Annotated in this window: 14 protein-coding genes; 9 read left to right on the top strand and 5 right to left on the bottom strand. The window is 71.5% G+C overall.

Going from position 1 to position 15,097, the window contains the following annotated elements:
- Window positions 1-6: 6 nt before the first annotated feature.
- Window positions 7-618, bottom strand: coding sequence for a DedA family protein (locus INT51_RS14325; protein ID WP_193106007.1), 612 nt, complete (start codon window positions 616-618; stop codon window positions 7-9).
- A 108-nt stretch (window positions 619-726) separates the two neighbouring features.
- On the opposite strand from INT51_RS14325, the gene INT51_RS14320 reads away from it, so the two are divergent.
- The 4 genes from INT51_RS14320 (at window position 727) to INT51_RS14305 (ending at window position 4,258) form a co-directional block, all read left to right on the top strand.
- Complete coding sequence (locus INT51_RS14320) at window positions 727-2,142, top strand: sensor histidine kinase (RefSeq protein ID WP_193106006.1); 1,416 nt, start codon at window positions 727-729, stop codon at window positions 2,140-2,142.
- Window positions 2,139-2,813, top strand: coding sequence for a response regulator transcription factor (locus tag INT51_RS14315; protein ID WP_304502200.1), 675 nt, complete (start codon window positions 2,139-2,141; stop codon window positions 2,811-2,813). The genes INT51_RS14320 and INT51_RS14315 overlap by 4 nt, the downstream gene beginning before the upstream one ends.
- A 109-nt stretch (window positions 2,814-2,922) precedes the next feature.
- Window positions 2,923-3,270, top strand: coding sequence for a PadR family transcriptional regulator (locus INT51_RS14310; protein ID WP_193106005.1), 348 nt, complete (start codon window positions 2,923-2,925; stop codon window positions 3,268-3,270).
- 1 nt (window position 3,271) lies between these two features.
- Window positions 3,272-4,258, top strand: a complete 987-nt coding sequence (locus INT51_RS14305) for a permease prefix domain 1-containing protein (protein WP_193106004.1) — start codon at window positions 3,272-3,274, stop codon at window positions 4,256-4,258.
- Between the two features lie 95 nt (window positions 4,259-4,353).
- Here the strand turns inward: INT51_RS14305 and INT51_RS14300 are convergent, their stop codons facing one another.
- Window positions 4,354-5,973 carry an inorganic phosphate transporter gene (locus tag INT51_RS14300; protein WP_193106003.1) on the bottom strand — a complete coding sequence of 540 codons (1,620 nt, stop codon included), beginning with the start codon at window positions 5,971-5,973 and terminating at the stop codon, window positions 4,354-4,356.
- A gap of 143 nt (window positions 5,974-6,116) precedes the next feature.
- The gene (locus INT51_RS22725; protein WP_193106002.1) at window positions 6,117-7,073 is read right to left on the bottom strand and encodes an AraC family transcriptional regulator; all 957 of its coding nucleotides are present in this window, start codon (window positions 7,071-7,073) and stop codon (window positions 6,117-6,119) included.
- A 130-nt stretch (window positions 7,074-7,203) separates the two neighbouring features.
- On the opposite strand from INT51_RS22725, the gene INT51_RS14290 reads away from it, so the two are divergent.
- Window positions 7,204-8,031, top strand: coding sequence for an NAD(P)H-dependent oxidoreductase (locus INT51_RS14290; protein WP_193106001.1), 828 nt, complete (start codon window positions 7,204-7,206; stop codon window positions 8,029-8,031).
- A gap of 1 nt (window position 8,032) precedes the next feature.
- Here the strand turns inward: INT51_RS14290 and INT51_RS14285 are convergent, their stop codons facing one another.
- Window positions 8,033-8,428, bottom strand: coding sequence for a biopolymer transporter Tol (locus INT51_RS14285; protein WP_226832476.1), 396 nt, complete (start codon window positions 8,426-8,428; stop codon window positions 8,033-8,035).
- 263 nt (window positions 8,429-8,691) lie between these two features.
- Here INT51_RS14285 and sbnA point away from each other — a divergent pair, with 263 nt between their 5' ends.
- From sbnA to INT51_RS14265, 4 genes are all read left to right on the top strand, one after another.
- Window positions 8,692-9,768: a 2,3-diaminopropionate biosynthesis protein SbnA gene (gene sbnA, locus INT51_RS14280; RefSeq protein WP_304502199.1), complete on the top strand. Its 1,077-nt coding sequence runs from the start codon at window positions 8,692-8,694 to the stop codon at window positions 9,766-9,768.
- Entirely contained in the window at window positions 9,761-11,599 is a 1,839-nt protein-coding gene (locus INT51_RS14275; RefSeq protein WP_193106000.1) for an FAD/NAD(P)-binding protein, read from the top strand. The genes sbnA and INT51_RS14275 overlap by 8 nt, the downstream gene beginning before the upstream one ends.
- Window positions 11,600-11,661: 62 nt before the next feature.
- Entirely contained in the window at window positions 11,662-13,155 is a 1,494-nt protein-coding gene (locus INT51_RS14270) for a Y4yA family PLP-dependent enzyme (RefSeq protein WP_193105999.1), read from the top strand.
- 476 nt (window positions 13,156-13,631) lie between these two features.
- A complete protein-coding gene (locus INT51_RS14265; RefSeq protein WP_193105998.1) occupies window positions 13,632-13,889 on the top strand; it encodes a 50S ribosomal protein L31 in 258 nt (85 codons plus the stop codon).
- A 147-nt stretch (window positions 13,890-14,036) separates the two neighbouring features.
- Here INT51_RS14265 and INT51_RS14260 read toward each other — a convergent pair whose 3' ends face one another.
- On the bottom strand, window positions 14,037-15,062 hold the full coding sequence (locus INT51_RS14260) for an NAD(P)/FAD-dependent oxidoreductase (RefSeq protein WP_193105997.1): 1,026 nt from the start codon (window positions 15,060-15,062) through the stop codon (window positions 14,037-14,039).
- Between the last annotated feature and the right edge of the window lie 35 nt (window positions 15,063-15,097).

Below are 15,097 nucleotides of genomic sequence, written 5' to 3'. Positions count from 1 at the left end.
GGCGCTTCACTGTGCAGCCGATCGGCGCTTGATCCTGCCCACGACCAGGAGGATCACGATCCATAGCGGCAGGAGCAGCAGGAGCCACGGTCCGAGCAGCTCGAGGATCTGACCACCGATCACGGCCCCACCGATCACCCATGCGCAGGCCCACACCAGAGCTCCGATCGCGCTCGCAAGGAGGAATCGCGGGTACGGGATCCGAGCGGCACCGCAGGCCGCTGAGATGAGCGTACGAACCCCGGGCAGCTGGCGCAGGGCCACGAGGGTGATGAGCCGCTGCCGGGACGTCGCCCGCAGGGCGCGCTCCCAGCGATCGGTCCCGATCCGGCGCACCGCCGGTGAGCGCCCCACGGCGGGCCCGCCTCGGCGGCCGATCCACCAGCCGATGTGGTCGCCGGCGCACGCTGCGAGCGCCACCAGAAGTGCTGCCGGCAGGACCCACTCCCCCGCCCCGGCGGCGATCGTCGCCGATCCGAGGACGACGACGGTCTCGCCCGGCACGAACGCACCGAGTCCGAGGGCGGATTCGACGAGAGCGGCCAGCATCATCGCCAGGACGACCAGATGGACGTGGTCCGCCACGAGGGCGAGAAGGTGGATCGGATCCAGGAGCATGCGGCCACGCTAGGGAGCGCCCCGGCACCGGCACACCCGCGAAAGCACACCGACCCACGTGACGAAAGTGAGTATTCATCGAGCAGCCTCGTCCTTAGCCTGGACGTCATGGACCCTCTGACCCGTCACGCGCTGATCGGCACGACCGCCTGCGCCGCGGGCGTGATGTGGGGGCTCCTCCCCACCTTCGGCGGCGCCGGGCCCGCTCTCACCATCGCCGTCTCCGTCCTCCCGATCGCACTCACGGGCACCTCGGTCCGACTCGCACACCGCATCCTCGTCGCTCTGGGAATCGTGCTCCTCGCGGGAGTCGTCGCCGCCCTGCGCAGCGCTCTGATCGATGGCGGGATCGCCGTGGATGAGACCCTCCTGGCCGTCATCAACGCCTCATGGGCACTCGCTGCGCTGATCGCCGTCCACGCCGCCTGGATCCTCATCCTGCGCCGCGGCGAGCATCGTCGCCGCGGATGGCGGCTGGCCGACGCCCTGGCCTCCGAGCAGGCTGCCGTGCTGCGGGCATCGATCGCGGAGGAGCGCGCCGAGGTCGCCGGCGAGATCCATGATGGGATCGGCCATCGTCTGGCATTCGCCACGCTGTCCCTCGGACGTCTCGGGACGCGCACCGACCTCGATCCTCCGACGCGTGCGCAGCTCGGAGACATCCGCGAGGACCTGGCCGACATCACCGAGGATCTGGGCCGCACCGTGCAGCTCCTGCGGCGCGGTGATGCCGCGCGTCGCCCGGCCGGACGGTCCCTCGAGGACGCGGTCACAGAACTTCAACGGCGCGCGATCACGGTCCGTGTGACCGGCCTCGAGTCTGCGCACGGCTCCTCGCCGCACACAGCCGCCGCCCTGGCACGGGTCGTCGAGGAGGTGGGGGCCAACGCCGCGAAGCACGCGAACGGCTCAGCTCTGACCGTCGAGCTGCAGCGGTCGGGGCCCGCGATCGTCCTCACCGCCAGCACGGCAGCGCAGGTGCGCGCCCACGCCGCCGGCTCCTCCGGGAACGGACTCGCCTCCTTGGCGCAGCGGCTCGACCTGCTCGGCGGCCGCCTCGATCACACCCCGCTCGACCAGGACGCCGACTCGTTCGTCGTCCACGCACAGATCCCCTTCGACGCCGTTGCGCAGCCACGCGAGGGCGCCGCGGTCCCGGACATCGCCGCCGCACAGGAACGCTCACGACGCGAGGTCCGGCACGGTCTGGGCCGTGCCGCCGTCACGGCCCTCACGCTCGGGCTGATCGCGGCGATCACCGCACCGGCCGTCTTCGCTGTGCACAACCAGCTGGGCGTGCTCCCGCCCGAGCAGTTCGCCCGCCTCCACGTGGGACAGCCCGCGGACGAGGCCCGCGCGATCCTTCCCCCGGTGCAGATGCTCGAGGCGCCGGTGCGCGAAGCACCGCAGGAATGGGACTGCCGGTACTACGAGGAGCGGGTCAGCTGGTTCGAGAGGACCGACGTGTTCCGGGTCTGCCTCGACGACGCGGCCGTGGTCGAGATCGAGAGGATCCCCGCGTGAGCACCTATGCCCAGGCAGATCCCGTGCGCACGATGCTCGTGGATGACGATCCGATGGTCCTGGGGCATCTCCGCTCCATCCTCACCGCCGACGGATCCGTGACGATCGTCGCCGAGGCCCACGACATACCGTCCGCGGTCACCGCGCTGATCCAGCACCGGCCGACGGTGACTCTCCTGGATATCCGCATGCCCGGGACCGACGGGGTGAGCGGCCTTCCGGACCTGCTGCGAGCGGCCCCGGACCTTCACGTCGCCATGCTCACGACCTTCCACGACGAGGAGTACGTGCGCGGCGCCATCGCTCACGGGGCGCACGGGTTCTTGCTGAAGACCGATGCCCCCGCCGATCTCCTGCGCGCGGTTCCAGCGCTCGCCGCCGGCGGCGCCGTGTTCTCGCCGCGCGTCGCTCGCTGGCTGGTGCGCGAGGAGGCTGTGGATCGACACGGACGCGCGGCTGCGGCGCGCCGCGACGTCGGCTCCCTCTCCGCCCGCCAACGGGAGCTGCTCACGCTGCTGGCGACCGGCGCGTCGAATCAGCATATCGCCCGCCGCATGTCCCTCACGGAAGGAACGGTCAAGCAGTACCTGTCGCTCCTCTTCGTGGAGCTCGGAGCGGAGAACCGGGTCCAGGCCGCCGTCCTCGCCCACAGGGCAGGACTCAGCGGCTGAAGGAACCGGAGCACTCCGTCCTCACCCTCAGGACGGCCCCTGGAGACCCCGAGCCGCTACAGTAGCGCCCCCTAGACAACACTGTGCGACGCACACTATGGTGTCAGGCATGAGCGAGTTCTCCGATACCCATCTGCAGGAGCTGCGGCGCGGCACTGTCGTGCTGGCCTGCCTGCGGCTGCTGCGCACCCCTGGGTACGGATACAGCCTGCTCGTGCACCTCGAGGAGCATGGTTTCGCCACGGACGCCAACACGCTCTACCCCCTGCTGCGGCGGCTCGAGAAGCAAGGATTCCTGACCAGCGAGTGGAACACCGAGGACTCCAGACCCCGAAAGTTCTACGTCACCTCGGCCGAGGGCAACCGCCTGGCCGACACCCTCAGCGCGGACTGGCTCGATCTCACCCGATCCATCGCCTCCCTCACCGACGACCCGGGCACGCCCGAGGAGAACTGACATGGCCACCACCTTGACCGAGCGCTACATCAACGCCACGACCGACTCCCTCCCGCCCGATACCCAGGGCGACGTGCGCGCGGAGCTCGAGGCCTCCATCGCCGACGCCGTCGAGTCGCGTCTCGACCAGGGTGAGGACCCGGCCACGGCCGAGCGCACCGTGCTCACCGATCTGGGTGACCCGGTCGCCCTCGCCGCGAGCTACACCGATCGACCGCTGCACCTGCTGGGTCCGCGCTACTACCTGGCCTGGTGGCGGCTGCTCAAGCTCCTGCTGGCGATCGTGCCCGCCGTCGCCGTCGGTGGCGTCGCCCTCGTCCAGGTCATCGTCGGCGCCTCGATCGGCGAGGTCATCGGGCAGGCGATCAGCGTGGGGATCACCGCCACCCTGCATCTGGTCTTCTGGGTGACGCTGATCTTCGTCCTCATCGAGCGCAGCGGGGCGGACACCGGCCCCGACTGGAACCTCGACCAGCTGCCCGAGCCGCGCCCCACCAGATCGGGCCGCGCCGACGTGATCGCCTCCGCGGTGTTCGCCGGGCTGATGATCGCCGCGATGCTCTGGGACCGCTTCCGCGGATTCGTGCGGATCGACGGCCACGACGTGGACGTCCAGATCCTTCATCCGCAGCTATGGCCGTGGGCGATCCTCGGCCTCGTCGGCCTCCTCCTGGTCGAGGTCGGCCTCGCCGCTGTCGCCCACGCGCGCCGCGGCTGGACCGTCGGCCTGGCGGTCGCCAACACGGCCCTCGCTCTCGTCTGGGTCAGCGCGATCCTGACCCTGCTGGGCAACGGGCTCCTGGTGAATCCGGAGCTCATGAGTCTCGTCTTCTCGGGCGAAGGCGGCGCACCGGAGACGACTCGCGTGGTCGGGATCCTGTTCGTCCTGAGCGTCATCGGAGCCTCGGCGTGGGACATCATCGACGGCTGGCTCAAGGCCCGGCGAGGTGCGAAGCATCGAAGGGCGGACGCCGACGCTGCGCCCTGAGGATGGCCGTCGGCCGCTCCGCACCGACGGCCGAACGCTCGGGCAGGCACCGTGAAATGCGGCGCCTGCCCGAGTCATCCTCCAGCGCCGCGGGGTCAGCCGAAGATCGCCCGCAGCGCCACGACGCTCACCGCGCCGATACCGCCCGCAGCCGGGAGGGTGATCACCCAGGCCAGCGCGATCGGCTTCATGAGGTTCCAGTTCGCGGCCTTGTTCACGATGCCCACCCCGAGCACGGCGCCGATGAGGATGTGCGTGCTGGAGACCGGCAGGCCGAGCACCGACGCCGCCATCACGACCCCGGCGGCGGAGAGCTCGGCCGCGAAACCGGAGGCGGGGTGCATCTTGGTCAGTCCGGTGCCGACGGTGCGGATCACGTTGCGGCCGATGAACCAGAGCCCGGCGACCAGTGCGACGCCCGCCGTGACCATGACAGCCGTGGGCACGGCAGCCTGCGCATCCACACTCTGCGTGCGCAGCACGTCCAGGATCGCCGCGAAGGGCCCGATGGCGTTGGCGATGTCGTTGGAGCCATGGCTGAAAGCGAACGCGGCGGCGGTGAACACCTGCATCCAGCTGAACAGCAGGAAGGTGGAGCGGGAGAGCGTCTGATTCTTCAGGGTCTTGGCGAAGATGAACACGGCCATCCACACGGCGGCGCCGATCATGCCCATGATCAGGAAGTTGCCGACCGAATTGATCTCCAGGTTGAGGTTCTTCAGGCCCTTGAACAGCAGCATCGAGGAGATGACGATCGAGCCGAACGCCGCCAGCAGCGGCACCCAGATCTCCAGGGCGCGATGGGGGTCCACGGCATCGCGCTCGTTCTCGATCGCGTGCAGGCGCCGGAAGTAGTCCGATTCCAGCTCCTCGGGATCGAAGTCGCGCTGCGTGACGGTGACGGCGTCCCGCGTCATCGCATTGGAGTAGGAGATCTGCTGGAGCTCGTCCAGCCGCTCGAACGAGGTCTTGTGCGCGCGCCGCAGCTCAGCGCGTGCGGTCTTGAACTCACGCAGCTTCGCGTCGGCTTCGTCGTTGTAGACCAGGATGTACTTCTTGATCCGACCGAAGAGAACCCAGGCCACGAGGCCCCCGAGGAGGGGCGAGAGGACCCAGGAGAAGGCGATCTGGCCGATCTGGCCCCACTGGATCATCTCTGCGCCGCCGGTGCCGGTGAGGACGCCGACGGTCAGCGCAGCGCCGACGATGCCGCCGATGATGGAGTGGGTGGTCGAGACGGGCCAGCCCATGCGGGTCGCGATCATCAACCAGACGGCGGCACCCAGCAGCGCCGACATCATGATGAACACGAAGTCCGCCGGCGCGAGATCCACGGCGTCGAGGTCCACGATGCCGCTGCGCACCGTGTCGGTCACCTCGCCGCCCGCGAGCACGGCACCGCTGACCTCGAAGATCGCGGCGACCATGAGCGCCTGCTTCATGCTCAGGGTGCCGGCGCCGACGGAGGTGCCGAACGAGTTGGCGACGTCGTTGCCCCCGATGTTGAAGGCCATGAAGAGCCCGAAGATGATCGTGGTGATCAAGATCGTGCGGTTCGCCTCCTCACCGATGTACCCGAAGGACCAGAGGGTGAAACCGACCAGGGCGATGGCCATCAGGAGCCCGAAGCTGACGTGCCACCAGCGGTCCGGGCCGAGGAATCCTGTCTGCTCGGTCGGGAGATCGGCGCGGGGCGGTGCGGTGTCCTGTGACATGAGGAGCTCCCGAGAACGGGGACGAGGGTGAACTCAGGGTGCGATGCGGGGGGAGAATCCGGGTGACGCCCGGGTGATCACGAGGCGGCGGAGCGCCGAACTTGTCGTGCCGACCCCTGGCGATCCGCGCGGCGGGTCACGACCTACGCCGCGCGGTTCCGGGAGAGCACTCGGTACCGGCTCGGCCTCAGGGCATACTCCCGGGTGAAGGCCGCGCTGAGAGCGTAGGCACTGGAGTAGCCCACCCGGTGCGCGATCGCCTCGAGGGTGTCCTCGCTGTCCTGGAGCAGATCCGCGGCCAGGCAGAGTCGCCATCCGGCGAGGTAGGAGATCGGCGGCTCCCCCATCACCTCGGCGAAGCGTCGCGCGAAGGTGGCTCGGGAGACCCGCGCCTCCTCGGCCAGCGACTCCACCGACCAGGGGTGGGCCGGGTCGGCGTGCAGCGCACTGAGGGCGGGGCCCACCACCGGATCGCCGGCCGCACCGAACCACGCGGGGGGCGCCGCCCCCGGAAGCGCGAAGCCGTCGCGCAGGGCACCGATCAGCACCAGGTCCAGCAGGCGGTCGAGCACGGCCTGCTGCCCGGGCTCCCCACCGTCGAGCTCGTCCTCGAGCAGCCCCAGCGCCCGCGATCGCTGTTGGGCCCGCGGCACCACGAACACCGGTGGCAGGGCGTCGAGCAGGCGCTCGGAGATCCGACCCGAGGTCGGGAACGACCCCGTGAGCAGCAGGTGATCGTTCTCCAGCTGCGACCGCCCCGCCCTCCCGCCGAGCCCGATCCGGTCCTCGGCGAGCGGGGCGTCCAGCGCGTCCGTGCACACGCCGTCACCGGTGAGCACGCAGACAGGCGGCGTCCTCCCGCTGGGATCGCTCGTGAGCAGGCTGGTACCGGGGCCGGTGAGGATCGCGAGATCACGAGTGCCCAGACGGGTCGGTTCGGCCCCGTCCCGCACGATCCACCCCTCCCCACGGAGCATCGCCACGACGGCGAGGGAGGAGCCGGCCTCGTGACGGACCGTCCAGGGCGCCACGAGCAGGCTCTGCCCGATCAGCGCACCCGAGGACCGGATGTTGTCGAGCATTTCGGAGAGCGTGTCCACCCCTCCACTTTAGACGCTCGCACATCGATTCCGGCGTTGTGAGCATTCACCGTCTCGCGCTCCCGGAGTGGACTGGTCGAGTACCCCGGAGCCCGCCGCTCCGGACCTCACCTCTGCACCAGGAGACCTCATGACCCTGAATCATCCGCCGACGCCCGGCTCCGCCCTGTGGGTTCTCGCCCACCCGCGCCAGGAATCCCTGAACGGGCATCTGTTCCGCAGCGGCGTCCACGCACTGGCCCAGGACCACGACGTCGCGACCTCGGATCTGTATGCCCAGGGCTTCGATCCGGTTCTCGGCGAGCCAGACCTCGGTCAGCCCGCGGGAAGGGCCGGCAATCTCGCGGTGCTCGCCGGGGAGGCCCACACTCAGGGAAGGGAGCAGCCGGATGTGGTGGCCGAGCACGAGAAGCTCGCGGACGCCGAGCTGCTCGTCCTGCAGTTCCCCCTGTGGTGGTACGGGCCGCCGGCGATCCTCAAGGGCTGGCTGGACCGAGTGCTGACCGACAGTTTCGCGTACGACAACGAGCTGGACCCGGCGCTCCGCATCCCGCGGCGCTACGGCGACGGCGGGCTCACCGGGCGCAAGGCCCTGATCGTGGTCACCGCCGGCGAGGACGAACGCACGATCGGGCCCCGAGGGCTCAGCGGCGACCTCGACTCCCTGCTGTTCCCCCTCACGCATGGAGCGCTCTGGTACGTCGGGATCGACGTCCTGGACCTGCACGTGGTGCACGACGCCGACGCGCTGACCACGCAGGGCGTCGAGCGCGAGACGCGACGGCTGACTGCTCGGATCGAAGGACTCGGGACGGAGCAGAACCGCCCCTATCGTCGTCTGCGTGACGGGGACTATCCCTCGGATCTGCGGGCGCTGCATCCCGATCTGCTGCAGGGGCGCACCGACCTCGACATCCACCGCCGCGGGGAGCTCCGCGGAGCCGACCGGCCCGCCTGACCTACGCCGGAGGGTCCGACGAGCGCAGGCGATCCAGGCGCTCGCGGGCCCGCTCCGCGCGGTCGGCCACCGTCATCTCCCACCAGGCCTGGCCGCGCTCCCCCAGTCCCTCCTTGGCGAGCTGGACCCGGTCGCGCCAGGCCCGCACGACGTCGGGATCCTCGGCCCGGCCGATCGCGGAGCGGGCCCGTCCCAGCTCCGAGCGCAGGTTCCGGGCGACCTCCTCGGGAAGCTCGGAGTCGGTGGCCCGCCAGCGGCGGCCGCGCACCACGATGTACCGGCCGTCGGCCGTCCGTTCCGGGCCCTCGCCTCCACCCTGGTGGCCCGGGTGCGGATCGTCTGCGCCGCCGGGGAGCGTGTCCACGAGGTCCTGCGGAGCCGGGGTGTCGTCGTTCATCAGGGTTCCTTCCGCGTGGCCGGTGCCGTCGTTCCCGACGGTACAAGCACCCTCTCGCCCGGGTACGCACCCGACCGTTCGGTACCGATATCCACCCGGGTGCGCGGGCCTCCGGCGCACCGTGATCCCACCCCTGCGCGCATCCTGCCTGGGACGATTTCCTGCTAGCACACCCGTCGTCCCCCACCCGCGGTGCGTGGTGGTACCGGGGAAGGTCGAGAACTCCCTCGGCACGCGCCCCGCGGTGCCGTACTTTGACGAAGGTGAGCACACACGTCGCGCAGAGCGCCCCGCAGCCCGGCTTCGGCACGCCTGGTCCTGTCGCCCCCGGTATCACCCTCGGCATCTCCGCAGCCGTCGGCCACACCCCCCTGATCCGTCTCGACCACCTGTTCCCGAGCTCCGGCATCGAGATCCTCGCCAAGCTCGAGTCCGTCAATCCCGGCGGCAGCACCAAGGACCGCCCGGCGCTGGCGATGGTGCGCGACGCGTTCGAGCACGGCCGGCTCACCGTCGGCGGCACGGTGGTCGAGTCCAGCTCCGGCAACCTCGGCGTGGCGCTGGCGCGCGTGTGCGCCACGTACGGCGTGCGCTTCGTGTGCGTCGTCGACTCCCGGACCAATGCGACCACGGTGGCCACCATCCGGGCGCTGGGCGGGGAGGTCGAGATGGTCTCCGAGCCCGACCCGGAGACCGGCGACCTGCTCACCGCTCGCTTTCGCCGCGTCGAGCAGCTGCTCGAGCAGCTCCCGGGCGCCGTGAACCTCTACCAGTACGGCAACGCCGCGAACCCCGGCGCGCACGCGGCCGGCACCATGGCCGAGATCGCCGAGGCCACCGACCATCGCCTGGACGTGCTGATGGCGGCGGTGAGCACGACGGGCACGATCGCCGGGTGCACCGCCTACCTCCGCGAGCACTCCATGGACACGCGCACGGTCGCGGTCGACGCCGAGGGCAGCGTCCTGTTCGGCGGCACGGCCGCCCCGCGCCCGCTGCCGGGCCTGGGTGCGGGCGTGGTCACCGACATCTCCCGCACCGTCGATCCGGATCGGGTGGTGCGGGTCAGCGGGCTGGACTGCGTGGTCGGGGCACGCCTGCTGGCCCGCCGCGAGGGCATCCTCGCCGGCGCCTCCACCGGCGGCATCGTCCACTCACTGGGCTCGCTGATCCCGGAGCTCGCACCGGGCTCGCGGGTGGCATTCATCGTGCATGACGGTGGCGTGCCCTACCTCGACACGGTCTACGACGACGCCTGGGTCCAGCAGACCCTCGGGGCCGACGCCGACGCCCTGGTGCAGGCCGCCGCCTCGCTGCAGACCTCCGCGCGACGTGGCTGAGCACAGGGCCGACGACGCGGCGGCCGGAGGCGACCGGTCCGGGACGCCGCTGCGCCTGGCCGTGGTCGGGGCCGGCCCGAAGGCCCTGTTCGCGCTCGAGGAGCTGGCCGCGCGGCTCGCCGAGAGGGCCGGTGGGGCCGACGGCGATCCCTGCGCCGGGTCACTGCTCGAGGTCATCGTCGTCGACCCCGGGCCCCATCCCGGCACCGGCACCGCCTACGACCCGTTCCAGCCCCCTCACCTGCGACTGAACGTCAGCTCGACGATCCTCGACGCGCCCGCGACCAGCGCCATGGCGTCCTTCCCCGACTGGGCGAGCAGCGCCCACCCGGAGCTGGCCACGGAGCCCTACCCGCCCCGCGCGATCGTCGGCCGGTACCTCAGCCTCCGCTGGCAGGCGATGCGAGAGGCGCTCGAGCTCCACGGCTCCTTCCACGAGCACTGCGGCCGGGCGGTCGCGGTCCGTCGCGACGGCGCGAGCTGGCTGCTCGAGGTCGCCGACGTCCCGGCCGAGGGCTCCGCAGCCCCGGTCCCGGGCACGGCGTCGACCACGATCGGCCCGCTCGACGACGTCCTGCTGGCCACCGGTCACGCTTCCGGCCACGACGACGCGCTCGCCACTGCCTGGCGATCGCCGCTCCCCCTGCGGCCCGCCGTGCTGCCCGTCGGCACCATGCTCGCCCCCGAGCATGTTCCCGCCGGCTGCCGGGTCGCGGTGCGCGGCGGAGCGCTGACCTTCATCGATGCGGCGCTCACGCTCACACGCGGTCGCGGCGCCCGCTTCCTGCCGGACCCCGAAGGGTCCACGGGCCTGGTCCATGAGCGCAGCGCTGAGGAGCCGGCGGTGATCTGGCCGACCACGCGCCACGGCCTCCTGCTGGATGCGAAGCCCGACCCCGGCGCCCCGCTGTCTCCGGCACTTGAGCGGACGCTCGAGGGCGGCCGGCGCCAGCTGGCCATGGTGATCGCCCGCCGCACCGCGGGTGACCTCGACCCCGACCACCTTCTCGACCGGATCCTCGAGGTCGCCGTCGATGTCGCTGCACACCTCGTCGCGGCGGCCCCCTCGACGGGCGCCGGCCCTTCGGCCGAGACCTGCCGTCGGGCGGTCGCACACACCCTGGCCAGCGGTGCAGAACCCGATCTGCCACCCGGCCCCGGTCGGGCCGAGCGGGCCCTGCGGCGCAGCGTGGCTGTCGCGGAGGGCTCGCGCGCGCCCGGGCCGGCGTGGGCGCTGGGCCGTGCCTGGGTGCTGCTGTACCCACACTTCACGACAGCACTGCGCGGCAGTGACGTCAGCGAGGAGGCCTGGTCGCGGTTCCGGGCCGCCGAGCAGGTGCTGGACCGTTGTGCGTTCGGTCCTCCCCTGGACACCGCCCGTGAGCTGCTCGCGATGATCGACTCCGGCGCGGTGGATCTGTCCTGGGTCGATGCCGGCACCGCCATCACCCGCGACGGCGTGCACGGCACGCCCGACGGATGCGCCGGGCCCGATGTGGTGGTCGACGCTGTGCTGTCGCCGCCGGGACTGCTCGGGACCGGCGATCCGCTCGCGCAGCATCTGCTGAGCCGCGGCCTGGTCTCCCTGCGACCGGGCAGACGCGGCGCGATCGTGGCGTCCGACGCCACTGCCGTGACCGCCGCCGGGAGCAGGGCCGAAGGCCTCGCCCTCCTCGGCCGCCCCACGGAGGACCACGTGATCGGCCACGACACCCTCAACCGTCACCTGCATGCCGAGAGCGGGCGCTGGGCGGCTCGCGTCGCGCATCTCGTCGAGGAGACGGCGGGGGCGCCCGTGGTCAATCGCCCCTTCGACACCGCAGACCTGTAAGAATCTCTCCTCGATGCCCACGCGGCGCGTCCCGCCGCCGGATAGGACGGGAAATCCCCACGATGACGCCCTCACCCGGCTCAGCCGATCTCGCACCTGCCGACCGCGAGCGCCCCGACGCTCTGCGCGCGGCATGTCGGGGCCTGCCGCCGCTGTCGGCCCGGCTCGAACCGTGGATGCGGGACCTGCTCGCCGACCCCGCCGCCTGCACGGCGCTGCTCGAGGAGTACGGCAGCCCGCTGAACGTCCACGACTTCGCTCCGCTCGCGCGCAATGCGGCCGAACTGACCGCCGTCGCCGACGCCGACGGGGTCGACCTGCGGATCTTCGTGGCCCGCAAGGCGAACAAGACGCTCGGCATGGTCACCGCCGTACATCAGGCCGGACTCGGTCTGGACGTCGGCAGCCATCGCGAGCTCGAACAGGTCCTCGAACTGGGCGTTCCCGCCGACGACGTCGTGGTCACCGCCGCGATGAAGCCGCGACCATTGCTGCGCCTCGCGCTGGACTCCGGGGCCATGCTGGTGCTGGACAACCTCGACGAGGCCGCCGCCGTCGACACCGAGCTCGCCGACGCTCCGACCGGCCACGCGACGCCCGGCACCCAGCGCCCGGTCGCACTGCGTCTCGCCCCGACGCCGAGCGATCTCGTCGGCCCCACCCGTTTCGGAGAATCCGCGCCGACCTGGCAGCACTGGGCCGAGGCCCGCGACGCCGCCCACGACGGGCTGCGGATCGAGGGGATCCACTTCCACCTGCACGGGTACGACCCCTACGCCCGCGCTCGCGCCGTCGGGGAAGCACTCGAGCTGGTCGACGCACTCCGGGCGATGGGCCACCGGCCCCATTTCCTCGACATCGGCGGCGGGCTCCCCATGTCCTATCTCGACGACGCCGCGCAATGGGGCGCCTTCTGGGAGGCCCACGCTCACCAGGCCGAGACACCGAGCGAGAGCCTGACCTGGCGCGGCGAACCGCTGCGGCAGGTCTACCCATACCACCAGGAGATGATCCGCGGGCCCTGGCTGCGCACTCTGCTCGACGCGGAGGCCCTGGCCGGCACCCGCGTCGCCGAGGCGCTGCGGGAACGGGGTCTCGAGCTGCGGTGCGAGCCCGGCCGGTCGATGCTCGACGGCTGCGGGATGACGCTGGCGCGGGTCCTCCAGCGCACCAGCACCAGCGATGGGATTCCGCTGATCGGGCTGGAGATGAACCGTACCCAGTGCCGGTCGACCTCCGACGACTTCCTGGTGGACCCTGTGCTGGTCAGCGCCGGCGGGACCCCGTCCGCGCCGGTGGACGGCTTCCTGGTCGGTGCGTACTGCATCGAGGCGGAGCTGATCCAGCGCCGCCGTCTGCGATTCCCGCGCGGTGTCGCCGTCGGGGACGTCATCGCGCTGCCGAACACCGCCGGGTACCTGATGCACATCCTGGAGAGCGCCTCGCACCAGATCCCGCTGGCCTCGAACGTGGTGCGCGACGAGGACGGCTTCCGACGCGACTGCATCGACGCTGTCTCGCCGCTGCGGCGGTGGGATCCGGCCCAGGCCGGCTGACGGCCTCGGCCGGACGCGGCTCCTGGTCGGGACACATGCAGGCACCCGGACGAGACGTGCGGAATAAACCCGTGACCCCCGCCGTTGGGTGGTGATAGTGTCCGACACGGTCACGGGTGGTCGAACCGTGGCACGGATAGGCACTTTCCACAGCCATCCCGGCGGAGCTCCCCGCCACCTGGGCAGAACGTCTGCCCGGTCGACCACCGCGACGGTCCCGGCCCGCTGCGCTGCCACGGAGGCAGCGCACCACGAGCCCGATCCGCACAGCCTGCGCAACCGCGCTGCGACCACCCCGCCTCCTCGGCGGACTCCGTGGGCACCCGCACCCGGATGCGCGCTGGCGAACGCCCGCTTTCCACATCGGGCTGATCACTGTCGCGACACCTCGCCGGCCTGACGCCGGCACCGCACATCACCTCGGCCTCGAGCCGACCACAGACACCGTCGGCCCCGCGCCGACGAAGGAGAACACCATGAAGAACACGCACAACACCCAGTACCGCACGGTCGTCTTCCGCGACCAGAGCGCCGACGTCAAGTTCCTGACCCGGTCGAATCGCGCCACCGAGCACTCCACCACTTGGGAGGACGGCAACGTCTACCCGGTCATCGACGTGGACGTCTCCTCGGCGGCGCACCTCGCCCGCCGCCGCACCGCGCAGAAGGCGACCTCCGGCCGTCGGCCCGTGCGCTCCCGCCGTCGCGAGAGCGTCGACGCCGGCCGGGCCTGACCAGGCAGGCCCTGGGCCCCACCCCTTGTCGGGTGGCCCCCGGGCACAGCCCTGCAGATCGAACCCTGCAGTGCGAGCCGTGCAGCACACGCCGAGGATCCTGTCCCCGGCGCGCGCTGCACGGCTCGTTCCGTCTGCGGGCGACGATCAGACGGCGACGCCCTCCCGCTGGGCGGCAACGGCTGCATCGGCATCTGCCATCACCAGCATGCCGTTGATGTGACCGCCGGCGAGCGAGCCGGCCGCGGCCGACGGCCCCACCTGGGCACTGGGATCTGCAGCGTTGCCCGCCACCCACACGCCGGGGACCTCGGTCGCCCCGGCGAAGCTGGTGGAGATCTTCTCCCCCATGCCTCCGGGGACCTCCTCGAGCGCCAGGCCCAGTCCGTCGAGTCCCTCGGTGCGCGGGTGCATCACCGACGCGGCCACGAGCACCGAGCGCGGGACGAGCTCGCCGCCGATCAGGCGCACGCCGGCCACGTCGCCACCCTCGGTCGGAACGATCTCCTGGACCCCGGTCTCGATGATCGAGATGCCACGCGCCGCACAGCGCTCGCGGGACTCCTCGTCGGGCGTGAAGCCGTGGGTGAAGACGATGATGTCGTCGCTGAGCTGGCGGAACATGAGCGCCTGGTGGGTGGAAGCTGGGCGGGTGGCGATAATCCCGATCGGCTCGTCGCGCACCTCCCAGCCGTGGCAGAAGGGGCAGTGCACGAGGCTCTGACCCCAGTGCTCGGCGAGGCCCGGGATCTCGGGCAGTTCATCGCGCAGACCGGTCGCGACCAGCAGACGGCGCGCGGTGAGGCGGCGACCGTCGGCGAGCTCGAGCTCGAAGCGCAGATCCCCTTCGGCAGACGGCTCGGCGGCGCGCGCCGAGACGACCGCGCCGGAGACGATGAGGCCGCCGTACTGGCGCACTTCCCGCCGGCCGCGCTCGAGGTATTCCGCGGGCGGGGTGCCCTCGTTGCCGAGCAGGCCGTGGATCGCGTCGGCCGGGGCGTTGCGCGGGGAGCCGCTGTCGATGACGACGACCGAGCGGCGGGACCGCACGAGCATGAGCGCGCCGTTGAGGCCGGCCGCGCCGCCGCCGATCACGGCGACGTCGAGGAGTTCGGTGGGGAGGGCGTCCGCGGCGGTGGCGGTCGGAGCAGACGCGGATTCTGGCGTCGTCATGGTGGGGCCTTTCGTCGAGGGTGTCGACCAGGGCG

This window comes from Brachybacterium sp. FME24, from assembly GCF_014897705.1.
In the GTDB taxonomy this organism is placed as follows: domain Bacteria; phylum Actinomycetota; class Actinomycetes; order Actinomycetales; family Dermabacteraceae; genus Brachybacterium.
The sequence above is the reverse complement of the archived record's forward strand: the minus strand, read 5'-3'. Positions and strand labels throughout refer to the sequence as shown.

Excerpts from the sequence above, each read along its gene's own strand:
- INT51_RS14290 (WP_193106001.1), top strand. The coding sequence starts at position 7,204 with ATGACCCTGAATCATCCGCCGACGCCCGGCTCCGCCCTGTGGGTTCTC.
- INT51_RS14270 (WP_193105999.1), top strand. The coding sequence starts at position 11,662 with ATGACGCCCTCACCCGGCTCAGCCGATCTCGCACCTGCCGACCGCGAG.
- INT51_RS14310 (WP_193106005.1), top strand. The coding sequence starts at position 2,923 with ATGAGCGAGTTCTCCGATACCCATCTGCAGGAGCTGCGGCGCGGCACT.
- INT51_RS14285 (WP_226832476.1), bottom strand. The coding sequence starts at position 8,428 with ATGAACGACGACACCCCGGCTCCGCAGGACCTCGTGGACACGCTCCCC.
- INT51_RS14300 (WP_193106003.1), bottom strand. The coding sequence starts at position 5,973 with ATGTCACAGGACACCGCACCGCCCCGCGCCGATCTCCCGACCGAGCAG.
- INT51_RS14305 (WP_193106004.1), top strand. The coding sequence starts at position 3,272 with ATGGCCACCACCTTGACCGAGCGCTACATCAACGCCACGACCGACTCC.
- INT51_RS14260 (WP_193105997.1), bottom strand. The coding sequence starts at position 15,062 with ATGACGACGCCAGAATCCGCGTCTGCTCCGACCGCCACCGCCGCGGAC.
- INT51_RS14325 (WP_193106007.1), bottom strand. The coding sequence starts at position 618 with ATGCTCCTGGATCCGATCCACCTTCTCGCCCTCGTGGCGGACCACGTC.
- INT51_RS14320 (WP_193106006.1), top strand. The coding sequence starts at position 727 with ATGGACCCTCTGACCCGTCACGCGCTGATCGGCACGACCGCCTGCGCC.
- INT51_RS14265 (WP_193105998.1), top strand. The coding sequence starts at position 13,632 with ATGAAGAACACGCACAACACCCAGTACCGCACGGTCGTCTTCCGCGAC.